Annotated in this window: 12 protein-coding genes; 9 read left to right on the top strand and 3 right to left on the bottom strand. The window is 70.7% G+C overall.

Annotation, left to right across the window (positions count from 1 at the left end; genetic code table 11):
• Window positions 1-180: hypothetical protein (locus tag AC3A6Y_RS08615; RefSeq protein WP_487867770.1), on the top strand; the 180-nt coding region annotated here is incomplete at its 5' end.
• 93 nt (window positions 181-273) lie between these two features.
• On the opposite strand, the gene hisN is transcribed toward AC3A6Y_RS08615, so the two are convergent.
• The gene (hisN, locus tag AC3A6Y_RS08610; RefSeq protein ID WP_487867769.1) at window positions 274-1056 is read right to left on the bottom strand and encodes a histidinol-phosphatase; all 783 of its coding nucleotides are present in this window, start codon (window positions 1054-1056) and stop codon (window positions 274-276) included.
• A gap of 112 nt (window positions 1057-1168) precedes the next feature.
• On the opposite strand from hisN, the gene AC3A6Y_RS08605 reads away from it, so the two are divergent.
• Window positions 1169-1555, top strand: a complete 387-nt coding sequence (locus AC3A6Y_RS08605) for a DUF5329 family protein (protein ID WP_487867768.1) — start codon at window positions 1169-1171, stop codon at window positions 1553-1555.
• Here the strand turns inward: AC3A6Y_RS08605 and AC3A6Y_RS08600 are convergent, their stop codons facing one another.
• Both AC3A6Y_RS08600 and AC3A6Y_RS08595 read right to left on the bottom strand, forming a co-directional pair.
• Window positions 1556-2440, bottom strand: a complete 885-nt coding sequence (locus tag AC3A6Y_RS08600) for a TauD/TfdA dioxygenase family protein (protein WP_487867767.1) — start codon at window positions 2438-2440, stop codon at window positions 1556-1558.
• 66 nt (window positions 2441-2506) lie between these two features.
• Window positions 2507-3604, bottom strand: a complete 1098-nt coding sequence (locus AC3A6Y_RS08595) for a class I SAM-dependent methyltransferase (protein WP_487867766.1) — start codon at window positions 3602-3604, stop codon at window positions 2507-2509.
• A gap of 20 nt (window positions 3605-3624) precedes the next feature.
• On the opposite strand from AC3A6Y_RS08595, the gene AC3A6Y_RS08590 reads away from it, so the two are divergent.
• From AC3A6Y_RS08590 to AC3A6Y_RS08560, 7 genes are all read left to right on the top strand, one after another.
• Window positions 3625-4416 (top strand): SDR family oxidoreductase, encoded by a 792-nt coding sequence (locus tag AC3A6Y_RS08590; RefSeq protein ID WP_487867765.1) that lies wholly within the window; start codon window positions 3625-3627, stop codon window positions 4414-4416.
• The gene (locus AC3A6Y_RS08585) at window positions 4413-4802 is read left to right on the top strand and encodes a dihydroneopterin aldolase (protein ID WP_487867764.1); all 390 of its coding nucleotides are present in this window, start codon (window positions 4413-4415) and stop codon (window positions 4800-4802) included. Before AC3A6Y_RS08590 ends, AC3A6Y_RS08585 begins: the two co-directional genes overlap by 4 nt.
• 3 nt (window positions 4803-4805) lie before the next feature.
• Window positions 4806-5720: a tRNA 2-thiocytidine(32) synthetase TtcA gene (ttcA, locus tag AC3A6Y_RS08580; protein WP_487867763.1), complete on the top strand. Its 915-nt coding sequence runs from the start codon at window positions 4806-4808 to the stop codon at window positions 5718-5720.
• Window positions 5721-5754: 34 nt separating this feature from the next.
• A complete protein-coding gene (locus AC3A6Y_RS08575) occupies window positions 5755-6390 on the top strand; it encodes a DUF4136 domain-containing protein (RefSeq protein WP_487867762.1) in 636 nt (211 codons plus the stop codon).
• 29 nt (window positions 6391-6419) lie between these two features.
• Complete coding sequence (locus AC3A6Y_RS08570; protein ID WP_487867761.1) at window positions 6420-7058, top strand: histidine phosphatase family protein; 639 nt, start codon at window positions 6420-6422, stop codon at window positions 7056-7058.
• A gap of 385 nt (window positions 7059-7443) precedes the next feature.
• Window positions 7444-14847 carry an amino acid adenylation domain-containing protein gene (locus AC3A6Y_RS08565; RefSeq protein WP_487867760.1) on the top strand — a complete coding sequence of 2468 codons (7404 nt, stop codon included), beginning with the start codon at window positions 7444-7446 and terminating at the stop codon, window positions 14845-14847.
• On the top strand, window positions 14844-19856 hold the full coding sequence (locus tag AC3A6Y_RS08560; protein WP_487867759.1) for an amino acid adenylation domain-containing protein: 5013 nt from the start codon (window positions 14844-14846) through the stop codon (window positions 19854-19856). Before AC3A6Y_RS08565 ends, AC3A6Y_RS08560 begins: the two co-directional genes overlap by 4 nt.
• Window positions 19857-19859 lie beyond the last annotated feature (3 nt).

Raw genomic sequence — 19859 nt, 5'->3', positions numbered from 1 at the left:
GCGCCGGCGGTTGGACCTGTTCCCATGTCGCCGTTCTATGTGCCGCCAAATGCGGCGCCGCTGAATCCTTTCGTGCCGTCGCCTTTCGCTCCGTTCCACTTTCAAGAACCGCCGGCGCCGGCGCCGGAGTGGGACCTCGAGGTCGACGTGCGGATTCCAGAACCGGAGCCCTATGTCTGAGCACGCCGCAGAAGGGACCATGCGGAGGCGGGCAGGGTGCGAATGCCACAAGCCCCCCTATGCGAATCCTCTACGAACTGCAGCTGGCTGGCGCTACGGATTGAGAATCGCCAGCGCCTCCTCGTGCAGCGCCGGCGTGGCGGCGGCGATCACGCGCCCGTCGGAGCCCAGCCCCAGCGGCCGGCCCGCCCAGTCGGTGATGACGCCGCCGGCAGCCTCGATCAACCCGGCGGGGCCCAGGTAGTCGTAGGGCTGCAATCCGGTCTCCACCACCAGGTCGACGGTCCCGCCGGCCAGTTGGGCGTAGCTGTAGCAGTCGCCGCCGAACCGGCGCATGGCGCAGCGCCGGCTCAGCCGGTCGAAGGCCTGCCAGTCAACGGGCTCGAAGATGTCCGGCGAGGTGGTGAAGATGCGCGCCGCCGCGACGGCGCTGCAGGTGCTCACACGCACCGCCCGGCCATTGCGCTGCGCGCCCAGCCCGGGCTGACCGACCCAGCGCTCGCCCAGCACCGGCATGTCGACCATGCCCAGTTCGACGCGGCCGCCGCGCACCAGGCCGATCAGCGTTCCCCACAGCGGCGAGCCGGTGATGAAGCTGCGCGTGCCGTCGATGGGGTCGAGCACCCAGACGCTGGCGGCGTCCACGCGCTCCAGGCCGTGCTCCTCGCCGTAGATGCCATCGGCGGGGCGTTCCCGGCCGAGGATCTCGCGCATGGCGGCCTCGGCCGCCCGGTCGGCCTGCGTGACCGGGCTTTCATCGGCCTTGGCGATCACCTCCAGCGGCGTGCGAAAGAGGCGCAGCGAATGGGAGGCAGCGGCATCGGCAAGGGCGTTGGCGATGCGCAGGTTGTCTTGGGATGTGGCGGGGGAGCTCATGACGCGGAAACGGAAAAGAAGATCAGATTAAACCTGACGCCAGGGCACCCCGGCGACCCACGCAGCGCGCCGCCGGTCCCGCTTAGGATGAACATCCGCTGGAGCCCACACCATGAACCTGATTCGATTCCTGCAACGCCTGCTGGCCGCGACGGCCGTCGCACTCTGCGTGGCCGGCCCGGCGTACGCCGCGCCGTCGCCCTCCGAGCAGAAGGTCATCGAGACGCTGATCGAGCGCGTCGCCGATCAAAAGTCGATGACGTTCATGCGCAACGGCGAGGAGCATGACGCAGCGGAAGCCGCGCGCCACCTGCGCGCCAAGTACGACCACTTCAAGAACAGGATCGTGACTGCGGAGGACTTCATCCGGCTGTGCGGCACGCGCTCCGAAGTGACGAAGGTCCCCTACAAGGTCAAGACCGCGAACAAGGGCACGCGCAACTCCGCCGACTTCCTGCACGAGGAGCTGCGCCAGGTGAGGCGGCAGGCCAAGGCCTGATCAGAACGGCACGTCGCCCTCGACCGTGGTGCGGTAGAGCTTGCGCCGCAAGTGGTCGGGCGTGCCGGCCGCGAGGTGCATCAAGGAACGGTTGTCCCAGAACACCAGATCGTGCGGCGCCCAGCGGTGGCGGTACACGTACTCGGGCTTGACGCTGTGCGCGAACAGCTCGGCCAGCAGCGCATCGCCCTCCTCCTGCGGCAGGCCGACGATGCGTGTCGTGAAATGCTCGCTGACGAAGAGCGCCTTGCGGCCGGTCTCCGGATGCGTGCGCACCACCGGCTGCACCGCCGGTGCAACCTGGTCGATCTGCGCCTGCGACAGCTTCGGGCGCCAGGGGTTCTTCGCGCGCAGCTCTTCGTACTTTGCCAGATAGCTGTGCTCGGCCTTGAGCGGGAGGATGCGCTGCTGCAGCGCGGGCGCAAGGCCTTCAAAGGCCAGGTGCTGGTCGGCGAACAAGGTGTCGCCGCCCTCGCTCGGCAGCTCCTGCGCATGCAGCAGCGAGCCCAGGCTGGGCTTGGGCTTGTAGGACAGATCGGAGTGCCAGTACGCGCCGGCATCGCCCAGGCCGAGCGGCTCGCCGTCGGGCTTCTTGATGTTGGAGACGATCAGGATCTCCGGATGGCCCGCCAGATGGAACTGGTGCAGCACATGGATTTCGAGCGGGCCGAAGCGGCCGCTGAAGGCAATGTGCGCTTCGGGTGTGACGCGCTGGTCGCGGAAGACCAGCACATGGTGGTCCAGATGCGCGCGGTGGAGGCGCGCGAAGTCGGCGGCGTTGATGGGCTTGCCGATGTCCAGGCCGAGCACCTCGGCGCCGACCGGCGCATCGAAGCGGCGGATCTCGAAGTGCTGGGGTGGCGCGGTGTCAGGGGCGGCAGTCATTCGAACGATCCATCGGCAAGCCGACCACTTTAATCCACTGCATCACCGACGGCAGCGATCGCCGCATCACAGCGTGTGGCTGCGGTCGCCCTCGGCGAATCCCGCGGCTTCCCAGCCCTGGCCGACCGCGAAGCCGATCACCTTGAACAGCTCGCCCATCTCGTGCTCGTGGATCAGCCGCGCGGCGAGCGTGCGCTCGGCCAGCGATGCGGATTCCATCATCGGCAGGATGCCGGCATTGAGCAGGAAGCGCGCCTGGCTGGTGTAGCCCAGCACCGCCAGCCCGGCGTCCTGCCCGGCCAGCGCGATGCCGGTGAAGTCGACGTGGGCGGTGATGTCCTTGGCGCCGACATCGGCCAGCGGATCGGCGTCGGCCAGGTGGCCGCGGTGGCACATCACGGTGCCCATGTGGCGCTGCGGGTGGTAGTACTCGGCCTCGGGAAAGCCGTAGTCGATGAAGAAGGCGGCGCCCTGCTGCAGGCGCTCCGCCAAGGTGGCGATGAAGGCGCGGGCCTGCGGGTGGATCTCGGTCAGGTAGTCGTGCGCGCCGGCGATCTCGACGGGCGGGCGCAGCCCGGTCGGGCGATCGTCCCAGCCGAAGCCCTCGCCTTGCCGCACGACGCCGCGCTCGAACCACTGGCCGCCGCGGCGCGCCAGCAGCTGCACGGGCATGGCGTCGAGCACCTCGTTGCCCACCACCACGCCGCGCATGCGTGCGGGCAGCTCGGACAGCCACTCGACCTTGGCATGCCAGGGCGCGAGCGCCTGCTGCTGGCGCTCGCGCAGCGTGCCCGACAGGTCGACGATGCGGTAGCGCGCCACGCGCTCGCCCAGGGCCCCGAGCAGTTGCGCGGCCAGCGCGCCCGAGCCGGCGCCGAACTCCCAGATCTCGTCGGTGCCGGTGCGCTCCAGCGCCTCGGCCAGCTGCAGCGCCAGCGTGCGGCCGAACAGCGGCGTGAGCTCGGGCGCGGTGACGAAGTCGCTGCCCGATTCGGGCATGTGGCCGAACTTGCGGCTCGCGTTGGCGTAGTAGCCCAGCCCCGGCGCGTACAAGGCCAGGGCCATGAAGCGGTCGAAGGGCAGCCAGCCGCCGTCGCGCTGCAGGGCGGCGTCGATAATCCGGGTCAGGGGGTTGGCGCGCGCGGCGCCCGGCTCCACGTTCATAAGACAGGAAATCTATCAGCATGCGCGAATCCACCCCACGCCCTGGCGTGCTCGTGACCGGCGGCGGCCGACGGCTCGGCGCCGCGACCTGCGAAGCCTTCGCGCGCGCCGGCTGGCCGGTGTGGTGCCAGTACCGCGCCTCGCGCGAGGACGCCGAGGCGCTGTGCGCGCGGCTGCGCGGCGAAGGGCTGCAGGCCACGGCGGTCGACGCCGACATCGGCAGCGCCACCGGCCGGCGCGCCCTGCTCGGGCGGATCGAGGAACCGCTGGGTTGCATCGTCAACAACGCCTCGGCCTTCGAGCCCGATACCGCCCTCGACTTCGACGAGGAAGCGGCGCTGCGCCAGATCGGCGTGAACCTGATCGCGCCGCTGGACTTCGCGCGCCTGCTGGCGCAGCGTGCGGCGGCGGGCGACGGCATCGACCGCTGCGCGATCCACATCCTCGACCAGAAGGTCTACAACCTGAACCCCGACTATTTCTCCTACACCGTCTCCAAGCTGGCGCTGGAGCGAGCGGTGGCGCTGCAGGCACAGTCGCTGGCGCCGGCCGTGCGCGTGTGCGGCGTGGCGCCGGGCATCCTCTACCGGAGCGGGCCGCAGGACCAGGCCAACTTCCAGCAGGCGGCGCACGCCAACCCGATGCGCCGGCCCATCGACCCGGCCGACGTCGCGCGCGCCTGCGTCTTCCTCGCCGGCACGCCCAGCGTGACCGGCACCACCCTCAGCGTGGACAACGGCCAGCACCTGGTGCCGCTGCCGCGCGACATCATGTTCGTCGTCGACGAGCTGCTGAAAGCGCCCCAGCCATGAGCTTCATCCCCTCCGACCCCCTGCTCGCCACCTGCCGGCGCCTCTTCCTTCGCGACTACGAGGTCTGGATCAACATCGGCGTGCACGAGTTCGAAAAGCGCGCCGAGCAGCGCGTCGTCATCAACGTCGACCTCTACGTGCCGCTGGACGTCTCCACGCCCAAGGCCGACGAACTCGACGAGGTGGTCGACTACGACTTCATCCGCCGCACCGTCGCGACCCGCCTGTCCAAGGGCCACATCCACTTGCAGGAAACGCTGTGCGACGACATCCTCGACCAGGTGCTGATGCACCCCAAGGTGCAGGCGGCGCGGGTGTCGACCGCCAAGCCCGATGTGTACCCCGACTGCGCCGCAGTGGGGGTCGAAGTTTTCCGGAGCAAATGAGCCATGAGTGCCGTATGGATCGACGAGGTGCCCTCCTCCGATAGCAACAACAGCTTGAAGATCGAGCGCGAGACCCACAAGCTGGAGAAGCGCCTGTGCCGCGAGGTCGGCCGCGCCATCTTCGACTACAACATGATCGAAGAGGGCGACAAGGTCATGGTCTGCGTCTCGGGCGGCAAGGACAGCTATGCGCTGCTCGACATCCTGCTCAAGCTGCGGGCCCGCGCGCCGGTGCACTTCGACATCGTCGCGGTCAATCTCGACCAGAAGCAGCCCGGCTTTCCGGAGGAGGTGCTGCCCACCTACCTGAAGGCGCTGGGCGTGCCCTTCCACATCGAGGAGCAGGACACCTACTCGATCGTCAAGCGCGTCATCCCGGAGGGCAAGACCACCTGCGGTCTGTGCAGCCGGCTGCGCCGCGGCATCCTCTACCGCGTGGCCGACGAGCTGGGCGCCACCAAGGTCGCGCTGGGGCACCACCGCGACGACATGCTGCAGACCTTCTTCCTCAACATGTTCTTCGCCGGCAAGCTCAAGTCCATGCCGCCCAAGCTGGTGAGCGACGATGGCCGGCACATCGTGATCCGGCCGCTGGCCTACGTGGCCGAGAAGGACCTGGTGCGCTGGGCCCGGCACCGCGCCTTTCCCATCATTCCCTGCACGCTGTGCGGCAGCCAGGAGAACCTGCAGCGCAAGCAGGTCGGCGAGATGCTGCGCGAGTGGGAGCGCAAGCACCCGGGGCGCATCGAGAACATGTTCAATGCGCTGCAGAACGTGGTGCCGTCGCACCTGCTGGACGGAACGTCGTTCGACTTCAAGGGTCTGAGGACGACCGGCGTGGCCGACGAGGAAGGCGACAAGGCCTTCGACCCGCCGGACTTCCCGCCGCCTTCGCCGGTTCGCGTCGTGCAGCTTTGAGGGCAGGGACGGCGGGTCCTGACGAGGAATTCGCATGAAACACGTCCTGGCCGTCCTCGCGCTGTGCACCGGTCTTGCGGGCTGTGCCACCCGCTGGGTGGTCGACAGCGATGTCCGCAGCTTCTCCAGTCTCGGCACCGTGCCGGCCGGCGCCACCTACCGCTTCGAGCGCCTGCCTTCGCAGCAGGCCGGCGGGGCGCAGCAAGAGCAGCTGGAGGCGATGGCGGGCGCCGCGCTCGAACGCGTGGGCCTGCGCCGCGACGACGCCAATCCGAAGTACACGGCGCAGATCGGCGCCCGCGTGACCGCCGAGCTGTCGCCCTGGGCCGACCCGTGGTACTACCACGGCGCCTGGGGGCCGGGCTACTACCGCATGCGGCCCTGGGGCTACGGCGCCGGGGGCTGGTATGGGCGCGGCTGGCATGGCGGCGGCTGGTACGGGACAGCCTTCCCGCCGGCCAACCCCTGGTATGCGCGCGAGGTCAGCATCGTGCTGCGGGAGCTGCCCTCCCACCGCGTGGTCTACGAAACCCACGCGCGCAACGACGGCCCCTACACCGCAAGCGGGGCCGTGCTGCCGGTGATGTTCCAGGCCGCGCTGCAGGGCTTCCCGAACCCGCCGGCGGGCGAACGCCGCGTGGACATCGAGATCCCCACCGCCAAGCAGTGAGCGCCCAGGGTTTCCCCTAGAATTTTCCGATGGAGCTGACCCGACTCATCGCCGTGCGCCACGGCGAAACCGCCTGGAATGTCGACACCCGCATCCAGGGCCAGCTCGACATCGCGCTCAACGACACCGGCCTGTGGCAGGCACGGCGCGTCGGCGAGGCGCTGGCGGACGAGCCCATCGCTGCCATCTATGCCAGCGACCTGGCGCGCGCCTGGCAGACCGCCCTCGAGATCGCCCGTCCGCTCGGCATCAAGGTGCAGGCCGAGCCCGGGCTGCGCGAGCGGGCCTTCGGCCACTTCGAGGGCCGCACCTTCGCCGACATCGACGCCTCCCTGCCCGAGCAGGCCCGGCTGTGGCGCACGCGCGACCCGGAATTCGCACCCGAAGGCGGTGAGTCGCTGATCACCTTCAGGGAAAGAGTGACGGGCATCGCGGGGCAGCTGGCGCAGCGGCACCCGGGCGAGCTGGTGGTGCTCGTGGCGCACGGCGGGGTGATGGACGTTCTCTATCGCGCCGCCACCGGCCAGGAGCTGCAGGCCCCGCGCACCTGGCACCTGGGAAATGCCGCCATCAACCGCCTTCTCTGGACGCCCCAGGGCTTCACGCTCGTCGGCTGGGGCGACACGGGACACCTCGACCCCGGCACGCTGGACGAAGCCACGGCCTGAACCGCTGCCTTGCCTCAAGGCGACTCGAAATAGAACTTTTCTATGAGTTCCTCCCCATTTCGAGGCATTGTCAGTAGCCCGTTTGTATTCAAATTGTAAAAAGACGGGCAGAATCGTCACCGCACGAGCTTGGCTGACACGGCAACCGCAACCAAATGCGTCCAGGTGTTGCAGAGCTTTCCAAACGGCATAGGCACCCGGCATGGCTTTCGTAAGGTGGCGTTACACGCGACCCGAGAGCAAGATCGGCTCCCTGACGGTTTGAATGCTTTGTAATTAACTTACCGCAGGAACGGATACATGTGTCGCCGAAGAGACGTGGCGGCATCGACACACACACGGGGTTACGAAGGGCAAGGCCTGTTCAATGCGGAGTCAACAGTACATGGAGCAAGAACCTCTCTCCTCGAACGAGCTCGCCGCGCTCTCGCTGGCCGACCTGTTCGCCCCCCGCTCCCTCAAGCCTGCGCAAACCGCGGTGCAGGTTTCCAGTCTCGACGTTCCCCAGGCACTGGCCTCGCGTTGGGCGACAGAGGCCCGGCAGGGCGGCTTGCTGCCGGACACGCTCTTCGCCGCGGCCTGGGTGCTGCTGCAATCCCGCTGGCTGGGCACGCCGACGGTGGAGCTCCATGAGGTGCTGGGCACCGGGGCCTCGGCCCGGCTCGAACTGAACTGCGATGGCGATCGATCGGCCCGGCAATGGATCGCCGAGATCGACCGCGCACGCCGGGTCGCCCGGCCGACCGAGGGCTCCACCCTCCCTTTTGCGCACTGGCTGCGCGAGGGTGCCGCCCATGACGCCGGCGGCACGGTCATGCTCCAGCTGGGCTTGCAGGGGCCTGCCTCGCTGCGCCTGACCGGTGCCGCCGCGCTGATGGACAGTGCGATCGAGGTCAGCCTGTTGCTGGCCCTGGCCGATGCCGCTGCCGACCTGCTCGACCACCCCGAGGCCCGCCTGCGCGAGATCCGCAGCCTGCCGGCGGCCGACCGCCAGCGGCAGCTCGACCAATGGAACACGGCGCCCGGCGCCTTCGACCCGGCACTGACCGTCCACGCCCTGTTCGAGCGCCAGGTGGCAGCGCGCGGCGAGGCGGTCGCCCTGATCGGCGAAACCGGCGCGCTGAGCTATCAAGCGCTCAACCAGGAAGCCGAGCGCCTGGCCCGCCGCCTGCAGGCCCGCGGCGTGCGCGCCGGCGACACCGTGGGCGTGCTCCTCGACCGTTCGAGCGCCGCCGTGGTAGCCCTGCTCGGCATCCTGAAGGCCGGCGCGGCCTATGTGCCGGTGCAGCCCGATTTCCCGGCCGAGCGCATCGCCTTCATGCTGGCGCATTCCGACGTCGCCCTGGTCCTGACGCAGGCCGCCTACAAGGAGTTGGTGCCCGCCGAGCGGCCGCTGCTGGCGATGGACGACGAACGCACGGGCGCCGATGCCGCGCTGCCGCCCTTCGCACCGGCCGCCGCGGACGGCGAATCGGTCGCCTACGTGATGTACACCTCCGGCTCGACCGGCACCCCCAAGGGCATCGAGATCTGCCATCGTTCGGTCCTGCGGCTGGCGATGGACGCGAACTACGTCGAGCTGCCGCCCGGCGAGGCGATGCTGCATGCGGCGCCGCTGGGCTTCGATGCCTCGACGCTGGAAATCTGGGGCCCGCTCCTCAACGGCGGCGTGTGCGTGGTGCACGACGAGAAGGTGCCCAGCGGCCCCGGCCTCGCGCGCACCATCGCCCGGCACGAGGTGAAGACCGCCTGGCTCACGGCCGGCCTCTTCAACGCCGTGGTCGACGACGACCCGGCCCAGCTCGCCGGCCTGCGCCAGCTGCTGACCGGCGGCGAAGCCCTCTCGGTGCCGCATGTGCGGCGCGCGCTGGAAGCGCTGCCCGGCACCACGCTGATCAACGGCTACGGCCCGACCGAGTGCACCACCTTCGCGGCCACCCACCGCATTCCGCGCGACCTGCCGGCCGATGCGCGCTCGGTGCCCATCGGCCGCCCCATCAACGAGACTGTGCTGCGCGTACTCAGCCCCTCGATGGCGCTGCTGCCCGCGGGCCTGGTCGGCGAGCTGTGCATCGGCGGCCGCGGCCTGGCACGCGGCTACCTGCAGAGCCCCGAGCTCACGGCCGCGCGTTTCGTGGCCGACCCCCACGCTCCCGGGGAGCGCCTCTACCGCACCGGCGACCAGGTGCGCTGGCTGCCGGACGGCACCATCGAATACATCGGCCGCATCGACGGCCAGGTGAAGATCCGCGGCCACCGCATCGAGACCGGCGAGATCGAGGCCGCACTGCTGGCCCACCCCGCCGTCAAGTCCTGCGCCGTCGTCCCGCAGAAGGACCCGGCGGGCCGCCTGCGCCTGGTCGCCTACCTGGTGGCGCGTCAATCCCCAAATGCCGATGGCTCGCTCGCTCTCGAAACGCATGGCGGGGCTGACGCGCCCCTCGCGCGCGGCGCCGAACTGCCGTGGAGCGCGCTGCGCCAGCATCTGGCCGAGCACCTGCCCGAGGCCATGATCCCCTCGGCGGCCGTCTGGCTCGCGCAGCTGCCCGTCACCACCAACGGCAAGCTGGACCGGCGTGCCCTGCCGGAGCCCGCGCGCCAGCGGCCCGAGCTCGCGCAGCCCTATGCCGAAGCGCGCAACGCGACGGAGCGCCGCGTCTGCACCGCCTTCGCCCGCGTGCTGGGCATCGACCCGATCGGGCGCGACGACAACTTCTTCGACCTGGGCGGCGATTCGCTGCTGGTGCTGCGGGTGCTCAAGGAACTGCAGCAGGGCAGCGCGCGCCGCCTCACGACCACCCTGTTCTTCCGCCAGCCCACGCCGGCGGCGCTGGCCGCCGACATCCAGGCCGCCGAGGCGCCCGCGCCGGCGGCGGTGCCCGCCGAAGCTGCGCCCGCCCGCCCCGCTGCCGGCAGCGACCGCGAAGCCGTGGCCCTGATCGCCATGGCCGGCCGCTTCCCGGGCGCCGCCGACGTCGAGCAGTTCTGGGACAACCTGATGGCCGGGCGCGAGTCGATCACCTTCTTCGACGACGCCGCGCTGGACGCCGGCGTGAGCGCCGCCTTGCGCGCCGACCCGCTCTATGTGCGCGCCCGCGGCGTGCTCGACGGCATCGAGAACTTCGACGCCGCCTTCTTCGGCATCAACCCCAAGGAAGCCGAGCTGATGGACCCGCAGCAGCGGGTCTTCCTCGAGATCTGCTGGGAATGCCTGGAGCGCGGCGGCTACGCGCCCGACCAGGCGCCGGGCCCGGTCGGCATCTGGGGCGGCATGTACAACGCCAGCTACTTCCAGCGCCACGTGGCCACGCGGCCCGACCTGGTCGAGATGGTGGGCGAGTTCCAGGTGATGCTGGCCAACGAGAAGGACTACATCACCACCCGCGTGGCGAACAGGCTCAACCTCACCGGCCCGGCCATCAGCGTGCACACCGCCTGCTCGACCTCGCTGGTGGCGGTCGCCCAGGCCTTCCATGCGCTGCGCACCGGCCAGTGCCGCATGGCCCTGGCCGGCGGCGCCTCGGTCACCTGCCCGCCCCGCAGCGGCTACCTCTACAACGAGGGCTCGATGCTCTCGCCCGACGGCCACACGCGCAGCTTCGATGCCAAGGCCAAGGGCACCGTCTTCAGCGACGGCGCGACGGTGGTGCTGCTCAAGCGCCTGTCGGATGCGATCGCCGATGGCGACACCATCTACGCCGTGCTGCGCGGCGCTGCCGTCAACAACGACGGCGGCGCCAAGGCCAGCTTCACCGCGCCCAGCGTGGACGGCCAGGCAGCGGTGATCGAGGCGGCGCTGGCGCAGTCCGGCGTGCCCGCGCGCAGCATCTCCTACGTCGAGACGCACGGCACCGCGACGCCGATGGGCGACCCGATCGAGGTCGAGGGCCTGGTGCGCGCCTATGCGGCGCACACGACCGACAAGGGCTTCTGCACCATCGGCTCGCTCAAGAGCAACGTCGGCCACATGGTGACTGCCGCCGGCGCGGCGGGGCTGATCAAGACCGCGCTCGCGCTTTACAGCGAGGCGATCCCGGCCAGCCTGCACTACGAGGCGCCGAACCCGGCCATCGACTTCGATGCCACGCCCTTCAGCGTCAACAGCCGGCTGCGCCCCTGGCCGCGCGAGGCCGCGCCGCGGCGCGCCGGCGTCAGCAGCTTCGGCGTGGGCGGCACCAATGCGCACGTGATCGTGGAAGAGGCGCCGCTGCGCGAGCCCTCCGACCCCGCCACCGGCCCGCAGCTGCTGATGCTGTCGGCCCGCTCGCCGGCCGCGCTCGCGACGGCCGCGGCCCAGCTGGCCGAGCATCTCGACGCCCACCGCGAGCTTTCGCTGGCCGACGTGGCCCACACGCTGCGCGTCGGCCGCAAGGCCTTTGCCCAGCGCGCCTGCGTGGTCGCCGAATCGATCGACGACGCCGTGGCCGCCTTGCGCACCGCGGATTCGCCGGCGCGTGCCGGCGCCGCTGCGCCGGCCTGGATGCCGCAGCCGGTCTTCATGTTCCCCGGCCAGGGTGCGCAGTACGCCGGCATGGGCCTCGCCCTGCATGCGGCCGAGCCGGTATTCCGAGCCGCCTTCGACGAGTGCCTCGCGGCCTTCGAAGGCGTGCTGGACTGCGACCTGCGCGAGCGCATCGCCTCGAACGACGCCGCCGCGCTCTCGCCCACCTCGGTCACCCAGCCCGCCACCTTCGCGCTCGAATACGCACTGGCCCGCCAGCTGATGTCGCTGGGCGTGACGCCCGCCGCGATGATCGGCCACAGCGTGGGCGAGTTCGCCGCCGCCGTGCTGGCCGGCGTGATGCGCCTGGAAGACGCGGCCCGGCTGGTCGCACGCCGCGGCGCGCTGATGCAGGCGCAGCCGGCGGGCATCATGCTCTCCGTGCGCATGGCCGCCGCCGAGCTGCTGCCGCTGCTGCCGGACGGCATCTCGCTGGCTGCCGACAACGGCCCCGCCGTCTCGGTCGCCGCCGGACCTGCCGAGGCCATCGAGCAGCTGCGCGCCGCCCTGGAAGCCAAGGGCATCGTCGCCAAGGCGCTGCAGACCTCGCATGCCTTCCACTCCGCGATGATGGAGCCGGCCGTCGCGCCTTTCGAAGCGCTGGTCGGTGAACTCACGCTCTCGGCGCCGCGCCTGCCGATCTACTCGACCCTCACCGGCCGCCTGCTGACCGCCGAGGAAGCGACCGACCCGCGCTACTGGGCCCGTCACCTGCGCGAGACGGTGCGCTTCTCGCCCGCCGTGCGCGAAGTGCTGGCCCAGCTCGCGCATCCGCTCTTCATCGAACTCGGCCCGCGCAACACCCTGGCCACGCTGGTGCGCCAGCACGCGACCAAGGCCCAGCCCGCGCCCGCCGTCTCGCTCCTGGCCGACCAGCCCGCCAGCGAGTGCGCGGCCTGGCGCCTGGCCGCCGGCCGGCTCTGGGCCCAGGGCGCCGAGATCGATCTTTCGCCGCTGGACCGGCGCGCGCGCAAGCACCGCGTGCGCCTGCCCACCACCCCCTTCGAGCGCAAGCGCTTCTGGGTCGACATCGCATCGTCGGCACCGGTCGCGCCTGCGCTCGCTTCTTCTTCCGTTTCCGAAGCCCCGCCCCCACCGATCCCGGAGTTGTCCATGACTGTTGCTGTCGCAGCCGCCACATCCGCGCCGCCCGCCCGCCGCGCCTCGCTCGTCACCCGCCTGCGCGAGCTGTTCGAGAATCTCTCCGGCGCCGACATGGCCGAGGTCGACGGCTCCGCGCCCTTCGTCGAGATCGGGCTGGACTCGCTCACCCTCACGCAGGCCGCGCTGCAGGTCAAGAAGACCTTCAAGGTCAATCTGAGCTTCCGCCAGCTGATGGAGAGCTATCGCAGCTTCGACGCGCTGGCCGAGTTCCTGGATGCCACCCTGCCGCCCGAGGCCGCACCTGCGGCACCGGCGGCGCCGGTCGCCGCGGCGATGCCCGCGGCCGTGGCGCCTAAGCAGGCGGTGGCGGCAGCGATGCCGGCCCTGCAGCCGGTGCAGGTCCTGCAGCCCGTGCCCATGGCCGCGGCGGCCGGCGGCAGCCTGGTCCAGCAGGTCATCGCACAACAGATGCAACTGATGCAGCAGCAACTCGTATTGCTGTCGGCGGCGCCGACGGTGCCGGTCAGCCCTGTGCTGCCGGTCCCGGCGGTGGAGCAACCCACGCCCATGGCCACCGCCGCGGCCACGGCGTCCAACACCACGCCCGAGCCGGCGGCCGAGGAGCCGGCGCCGGCGCCGAAGTACGACGTCAAGAAGGCCTTCGGGGCGATCGCGCGCATCCATACGCAGAGCAAGGAGCCCACCGAGCGCCAGAAGGCACGGCTGGCCGCCTTCATGCGCCGCTACGTGGAGCGCACGAAGAAGAGCAAGGCCTTCACCGAGCACAACCGGGCGCACATGGCCGACCCGCGCGTGGTGAACGGCTTCCGCCCGGCCACCAAGGAGATCACCTACCAGATCGTCATCGAGCGCTCCAAGGGCTCGCGGATGTGGGACATCGACGGCAACGAGTACGTCGACACGCTCAACGGCTTCGGCATGAATCTCTTCGGCTGGACGCCGGACTTCATCAACGAGGCGGTGAAGAAGCAGCTCGAGCTGGGCTACGAGATCGGCCCGCAGCATCCGCTGGCCGCGGACGTGACCCGGCTGCTGTGCGAGCTCACCGGCTTCGACCGCGCGGGCCTGTGCAACACCGGCTCCGAGGCCGTGATGGCGGCGCTGCGCATCGCGCGCACCGTGACCGGCCGCAGCACGGTGGTGCTGTTCACCGGCTCCTACCACGGCACCTTCGACGAGGTGCTGGTGCGCGCCGGCCGCAACGCCAAGGGCATGTCGGCCGCGCCCGGCGTGCTGCAGGGCATGTTCGGCGACGTGCGCGTGCTGGACTACGGCACGCCCGAGGCGCTGGAGTTCATCCGCGCCAACGCCGACGACCTGGCCGCGGTGCTGGTCGAGCCGGTGCAGAGCCGCCGGCCCGACTTCCAGCCGCGCGAGTTCCTGCGCGAGGTGCGCGCCATCACCGAGAAGTCGGACACCTGCCTGATATTCGACGAGGTCATCACCGGCTTCCGCTGCGACCTCGGCGGGGCGCAGGCGCTGTTCGGCATCCGCGCCGACCTCGCCACCTACGGCAAGGTGCTGGGCGGCGGCATGCCCGTCGGCGTGATCGCGGGCAAGCGCACCTACATGGATGCGCTGGACGGCGGCCCTTGGCAGTACGGCGACGACTCGGTGCCCACCGTGGGCGTGACTTACTTCGCCGGCACCTTCGTGCGGCATCCGCTGGCGCTGGCCGCCTCCAAGGCCGCGCTGGAACACCTCAAGCAGGACAACAACAAGCTGCAGACCCAGCTCAACCTGCATACCGCGGCCATGGCCGACGAGCTCACGGCCTTCTGCCGCGAGGTCGGCGCGCCGCTGGAGATCCGCTACTTCTCGTCGCTGTGGCGCGTGAGCTGGCTGGAAGACCATCCGCTGCAGGACCTGCTGTTCGCGATGATGCGCAGCCGGGGCGTCCACATCCTGGACAACTTCCCCTGCTTCATGACCACCGCCCATTCGCAGCAGGACATCGCGACCATCAAGTCGGCCTTCAAGGAATCGATCGCCGAGATGCAGGAAGCCGAGCTGCTGCCGCGCCGCGCCGCGCCCAAGATGGCGCTCGATCCGGCACATCCTCCTACGCCGAATGCCCGCCTGGGCCGCGACAAAGACGGCCAGCCCGCCTGGTTCGTGCCCGATCCCAAGGCCCAAGGCAAGTTCACCAAGTACCAAGCATGAGCAACGCTGCCGTCGCCATCCTGTCCCCCGAGGACACCGCCGAGGACTTCGATCCCTTTGCCTCGGGCCTGATCGAGCGCATCGTTCCGACCACCGAGGCGCAGCGCGAGGTCTGGCTCGGCGATCGCCTGAGCCCCGAGTCCTCGCTGGCCTACAACGAGTCGATGCGCCTGCACCTGAAGGGCGCGCTGGACACGGCCGCGCTGACCCTGGCGCTGGACCGGCTGGTGGCGCGCCACGAGTCGCTGCGCGCCACCATTTCGCCGGACGGCACGCAGCTGCTGATCGGCGAGCCGGCCCCGGTCGCCCTGGTGGAGCACGACCTGGGCACGCTCGATGCGGCCGCCCAGAAGCGCCGCCTGGCGGACGACGGCGTGGCCGTGGTGCTGGAGCGCTTCGACCTGGAGCACGGCCCGCTGTTCCGCGCCGCGCTCTACCGCCTCTCGCCGATCGAGCACGTGCTGGTGCTGAGCGCCCACCACGCGATCTGCGACGGCTGGTCCTGGGGCGTGATCAGCCAGGACCTGGGCGCGCTCTATGCCGAACAGACGGGCGCCGGCCCGGCGCTGGAGCCGGCGGCCCAGTACTCCGACTACGCCGCCTGGGAGGCCCAGGAGGCCAACAGCCCCGAGATGGACGCCCACATCGGCTACTGGCTCTCGCGCTACGCCGGCGGAAGCCTGCCGGTGCTGGAGCTGCCGCTGGACCGCCCGCGTCCGCCGGTGCGCACCTTCAACGCCTACCGCATCGACCAGGTGCTGGACCAGGACCTGATCGACGGCCTGCGCAAGTTCGGCGCCAAGGCCGGCACCAGCCTGTTCGCCACCATGTTCAGCGCCTTCGCGGCCCTGCTGCACCGCCTGACGGCGCAGGACGATCTGGTGGTCGGCATCGCCGCCGCCGGCCAGATGCCGAGCGACATGCCCTCGCTGGTGGGCCACTGCGTCAACCTGCTGCCGATTCGCGTCGCGGTCGATGCGCAGGCCCCTTTCGACCAGCTGGCGCGCTCCTCCGGCAGCACCCTGCTCGACGCCTTCGAGCACCAGACCCTGGGCTACGGCGCGCTGCTCAAGAAGCTGCCGGTGCCGCGCGACCCCAGCCGCCTGCCGCTGGTGAACGTGCTGTTCAACGTCGACCGCGATGCGGCGCCCAACGACGGCAACTTCCCCGATCTCAAGGTCGAGCAGAGCACCATCGGCCGGCGCTACGAGAACTTCGAGCTGTTCCTGAACATCACGCCCGTGGTGGGCGGCATGCAGATGGAAGCCCAGTACAACGCCGACCTGTACGACGACGCGACTGTGCGCCGCTGGCTCGGCATGTACGAGCAGCTGCTGCGCGACGTGGTGCGCCAGCCTTCGCAGCCCGTGGGGCGGCTCGCGCTGTTGTCGCCCGAGCAGGCGCATGCCCTGGCGGCCCTGCAGCCGGCGCCGACGCCGATCGAAGGCGCGCCGCTGATGCATGCGGGCTTTCTGGCGCACGCGGCCTCGCAGCCCGGGCGGCCGGCGCTGCGCGACGGCGCCCAGCGCCTGAGCTACCGCGAGCTCGACGAGCGCTCCAACCGCCTGGCCCACGCGCTGCGCGCACGCGGCATGGGCCGCGGCGAGCGCGTCGGCCTGTGCCTGGACCGCGGCTTCGACATGTTCGTGGCACTGCTCGCGGTGCTCAAGAGCGGGGCGGCCTATGTGCCGCTGGACCCGGCCTTCCCGCAGGCCCGCCTCGACTACTACGCCGAGGACGCGAAGCTCGGCCTGCTGCTGACCTCGTCCGCCATCGCCGCCGCGCCCAAGGCCTGGCGCGAGGACGCGGCCGCCCGCGTGCTGCTGCTCGACCGCGACACCGCGTGGCTCCAGCAGCCCGCCACGGCGCTGCCGGCCGGCCCGCAGGATGCGCAGGCCGAAGACACGGCCTACGTGATCTACACCTCCGGCTCCACCGGCAAGCCCAAGGGCGTGTGCGTGCCGCACCGTGCGGTCGCCAACCTGATGCAGACCATGCAGCGCGCGCCCGGCATCGGGCCGGATGACCGGCTCGCCGCCGTCACCACCCTGTCCTTCGACATGGCGGTGCCCGAGGTCATGCTGCCGCTGGCCGCAGGCGCCGAGATCGTGATCGTGCAGCGCGAGATCGCGATGGACGGCAACCGGCTGCGTGCGCTGCTCGAATCCGAGGCCATCACCATCCTGCAGGCCACGCCCGGCATGTGGCGCCTGCTGCTCGATGCACAGTGGTCCGGCCCGCGCGGCTTCCGCGCCTGGATCGGCGCCGAGCCGGTGCCGGCCGAGCTCTCGCTCGAGCTGATGGACCGCACCAGCGAGCTCTGGAACCTCTACGGCCCGACCGAGACCACCGTCTGGTCCACGGTGTGGCGCATGGAGCGGCCGATCGTGGCGGCGCGCGGCGTTTCCATCGGCAAGCCGATGGCCAACACCGGCGTCTGGATCCTCGACGCCAACCTGCAGCCCTGCCCCATCGGCGTGCCCGGCGAGATCTGCATCAGCGGCCTGGGCGTGACCCTGGGCTACCTGGAGCGCCCCGAGCTCACGGCCGAGCGCTTCGTCACGACGGCGATCGACGGCGTGCCGACGCTGATCTACCGCAGCGGCGACCGCGGCCGCTGGCGCAACGACGGCCTGCTGGAGCACATGGGCCGCTTCGACTTCCAGGTGAAGGTGCGGGGCTACCGCATCGAGCTGGGCGAGATCGAGGCCCGCTGCAACGAGGTGGAGGGCGTGGCGCGCAGCGTGGTGATCACGCGCGAGGACCAGCCGGGCGACGTGCGCCTGGTCGCCTACCTCGCACCTTCCCCGGGCGCCACCGTGGACCTGGCCGCAGTCGACCGCCACCTGCGCAGCCGCCTGCCGCAGTACATGGTGCCGCAGCACGTGGTGCCGCTGGACGCCATTCCGCTGCTGCCCAACGGCAAGGTGGACCGCAAGGCCCTGCCCAAGCCCAGTGCCCCGCACCAGGAAGCGGGCGAGCGCCTGGCGCCGCGCAACGAGCGCGAGGCGCTGGTGCTGCAGACCATGGAGCGCGTGCTCAACCTGCCGGGCCTGGGCATCCGCGACGACTTCTTCTCGCTGGGCGGGCATTCGCTGCTGGCGGCGCGGCTGACGACGCTGCTGAGCCGCGAGTTGAACCTGACGGTGCCGCTGCGCCTGCTGTTCGAGGCGCCCACCGCCGAGCGCCTGGCCGCCGCCATCGAAGGCCTGAGCGGCAGCAACGCGCCGCGCAGCGCGCCGATTGCGCATGTGGCCGATCGCCGCAGCGCACCGCTCACGCCGATGCAGGAGCGCATCCGCTTCGTCGAGGAGCTGCACCCGGGCCGGCCGACCTACAACGCGCCCTCGGCGCACCGCCTCGGCGGGCCGCTGGACGTACCGAAGTTCAAGGCCGCGCTGGCGATGATCATCGAGCGCCAGCCCTCCCTGCGCACCGCCATCGGACCCGATCCGGCCACCGGCGAGCCCGCCGCGCTGATCGCGAGCGCGGTGAACTACGAGTTGCCGGTCATCGACCTGGGCACGCTGCCGGAGGACCAGCGCGAGGCCGAGCTGGTCGAGCGCATGCACGCGCTGGCCGAGCGGCCGATCGACATCCACCAGGCGCCCATGTTCCACGCGGCGCTGTTCCGCATCGCCGAGAACGACCACGCCTTCGTGTTCGTGCCGCACCACCTGGTCTGGGACGGCTGGTCCTTCGACGTGCTGCAGAGCGAGCTTTCGACGATCTACGGCGCCCTGGTGCGCGGCGAGCAGCACGGCCTGCCGCCGCTGGCCGTGACGCACGGCGACTACGCCGACTGGTATGCGAAGTGGATGACCGAGCCCGAGTTCGAGTCGCAGCTGCGCTACTGGAAAGACCGCTTCGCCAACTCTCCCACGCCCAAGGCGCCGCGCACCGACATGCCGCGCAAGGCCGGCATGAGCGGCCAGGGCGGCGCGCACTGGATCAACGTCGACAAGGCGCTCACCGAGCGCCTGCGCGAGATCGGCCAGCGCAACGACGTCACGCTCAACATGCTGACGCTGGGCATCTACATTCTGATGATGAGCAGCATCATCGACAGCCGCGCCATCGTCATCGCGACGCCGGTGCGCGGCCGCGAGGCGCCCGAGCTGGAGCCGGTGATGGGCTTCTTCAACAACGTGCTGCCGCTGTCCTTCCAGGTCGATACGTCCCTGCGATTCGGCGAGTTCATGCGCTACGTCAAGCAGGAGCTGATCGCGGTGATGAGCCACCAGCAGATTCCCTTCGAGCGCCTCGTGAGCGAGCCCGAGTTCGTGGAGCGGGCCCAGGGCGTGGGGCTGTACCAGGCCTTGTTCTCCTTCCAGGACGCCCGCGAGCGGCCGCGCGACATCGGCGGCCTCGCACACCGGCAGATGCATCTGCCGCAGCGCGGCGCGACCGACGATCTCGGCATCTGGCTGATGGACAAGCCCCAGGGCCTGGAAGGCGCCGTGGTCTACAACGCCGACATCTACCGGCGCGAGACCGGCGCCGCCTTCAAGGAGCGCTACATGGAGCTGCTGCGCCAGGTGGCCCAGCAGCCGGACGCGACGCTGGCGGCGATCTCCTCGCCGGAAGGCTCGCAGAGCGCGGTCTATCTCCAGCGCCTGGCGGCGGGCGCGGCACCGGCGCCCAGTGCGGCCGAGACCGTGGCCGCGCGGCCCGCGCAGGCGGAGCCGGCGCTGCTGCTGCCCGAGCAGGCCAAGCTGGCGCAGATCTGGGCCAGCGCGCTGGCGGTCGACGTCAACGACATCCGCGCCAACGACAACTTCTTCGACCTGGGCGGCGACTCGCTGCTGGCGATGCGGGTGGTGCAGCAGGCCGAGCAGGTGATGGGCTTCCGCGTGGAGCCGCGGCGTTATGTGTTCGAGAGCCTCGGGCAACTGGCCTCGGCCGCCGCGGGAACGCCGATCGAGACGGCCTCCCCCCAGGCCGCCGAGAGCGGCGCGAAGCGCGGCGGCCTGCTGGGTCGCGTGCTGGGATGGGGCCGCAAGGGCTGAAAG

Source organism: Variovorax sp. Soil_C_17, from assembly GCF_057657265.1.
This window is presented reverse-complemented; position numbering and strand designations above follow the sequence as displayed.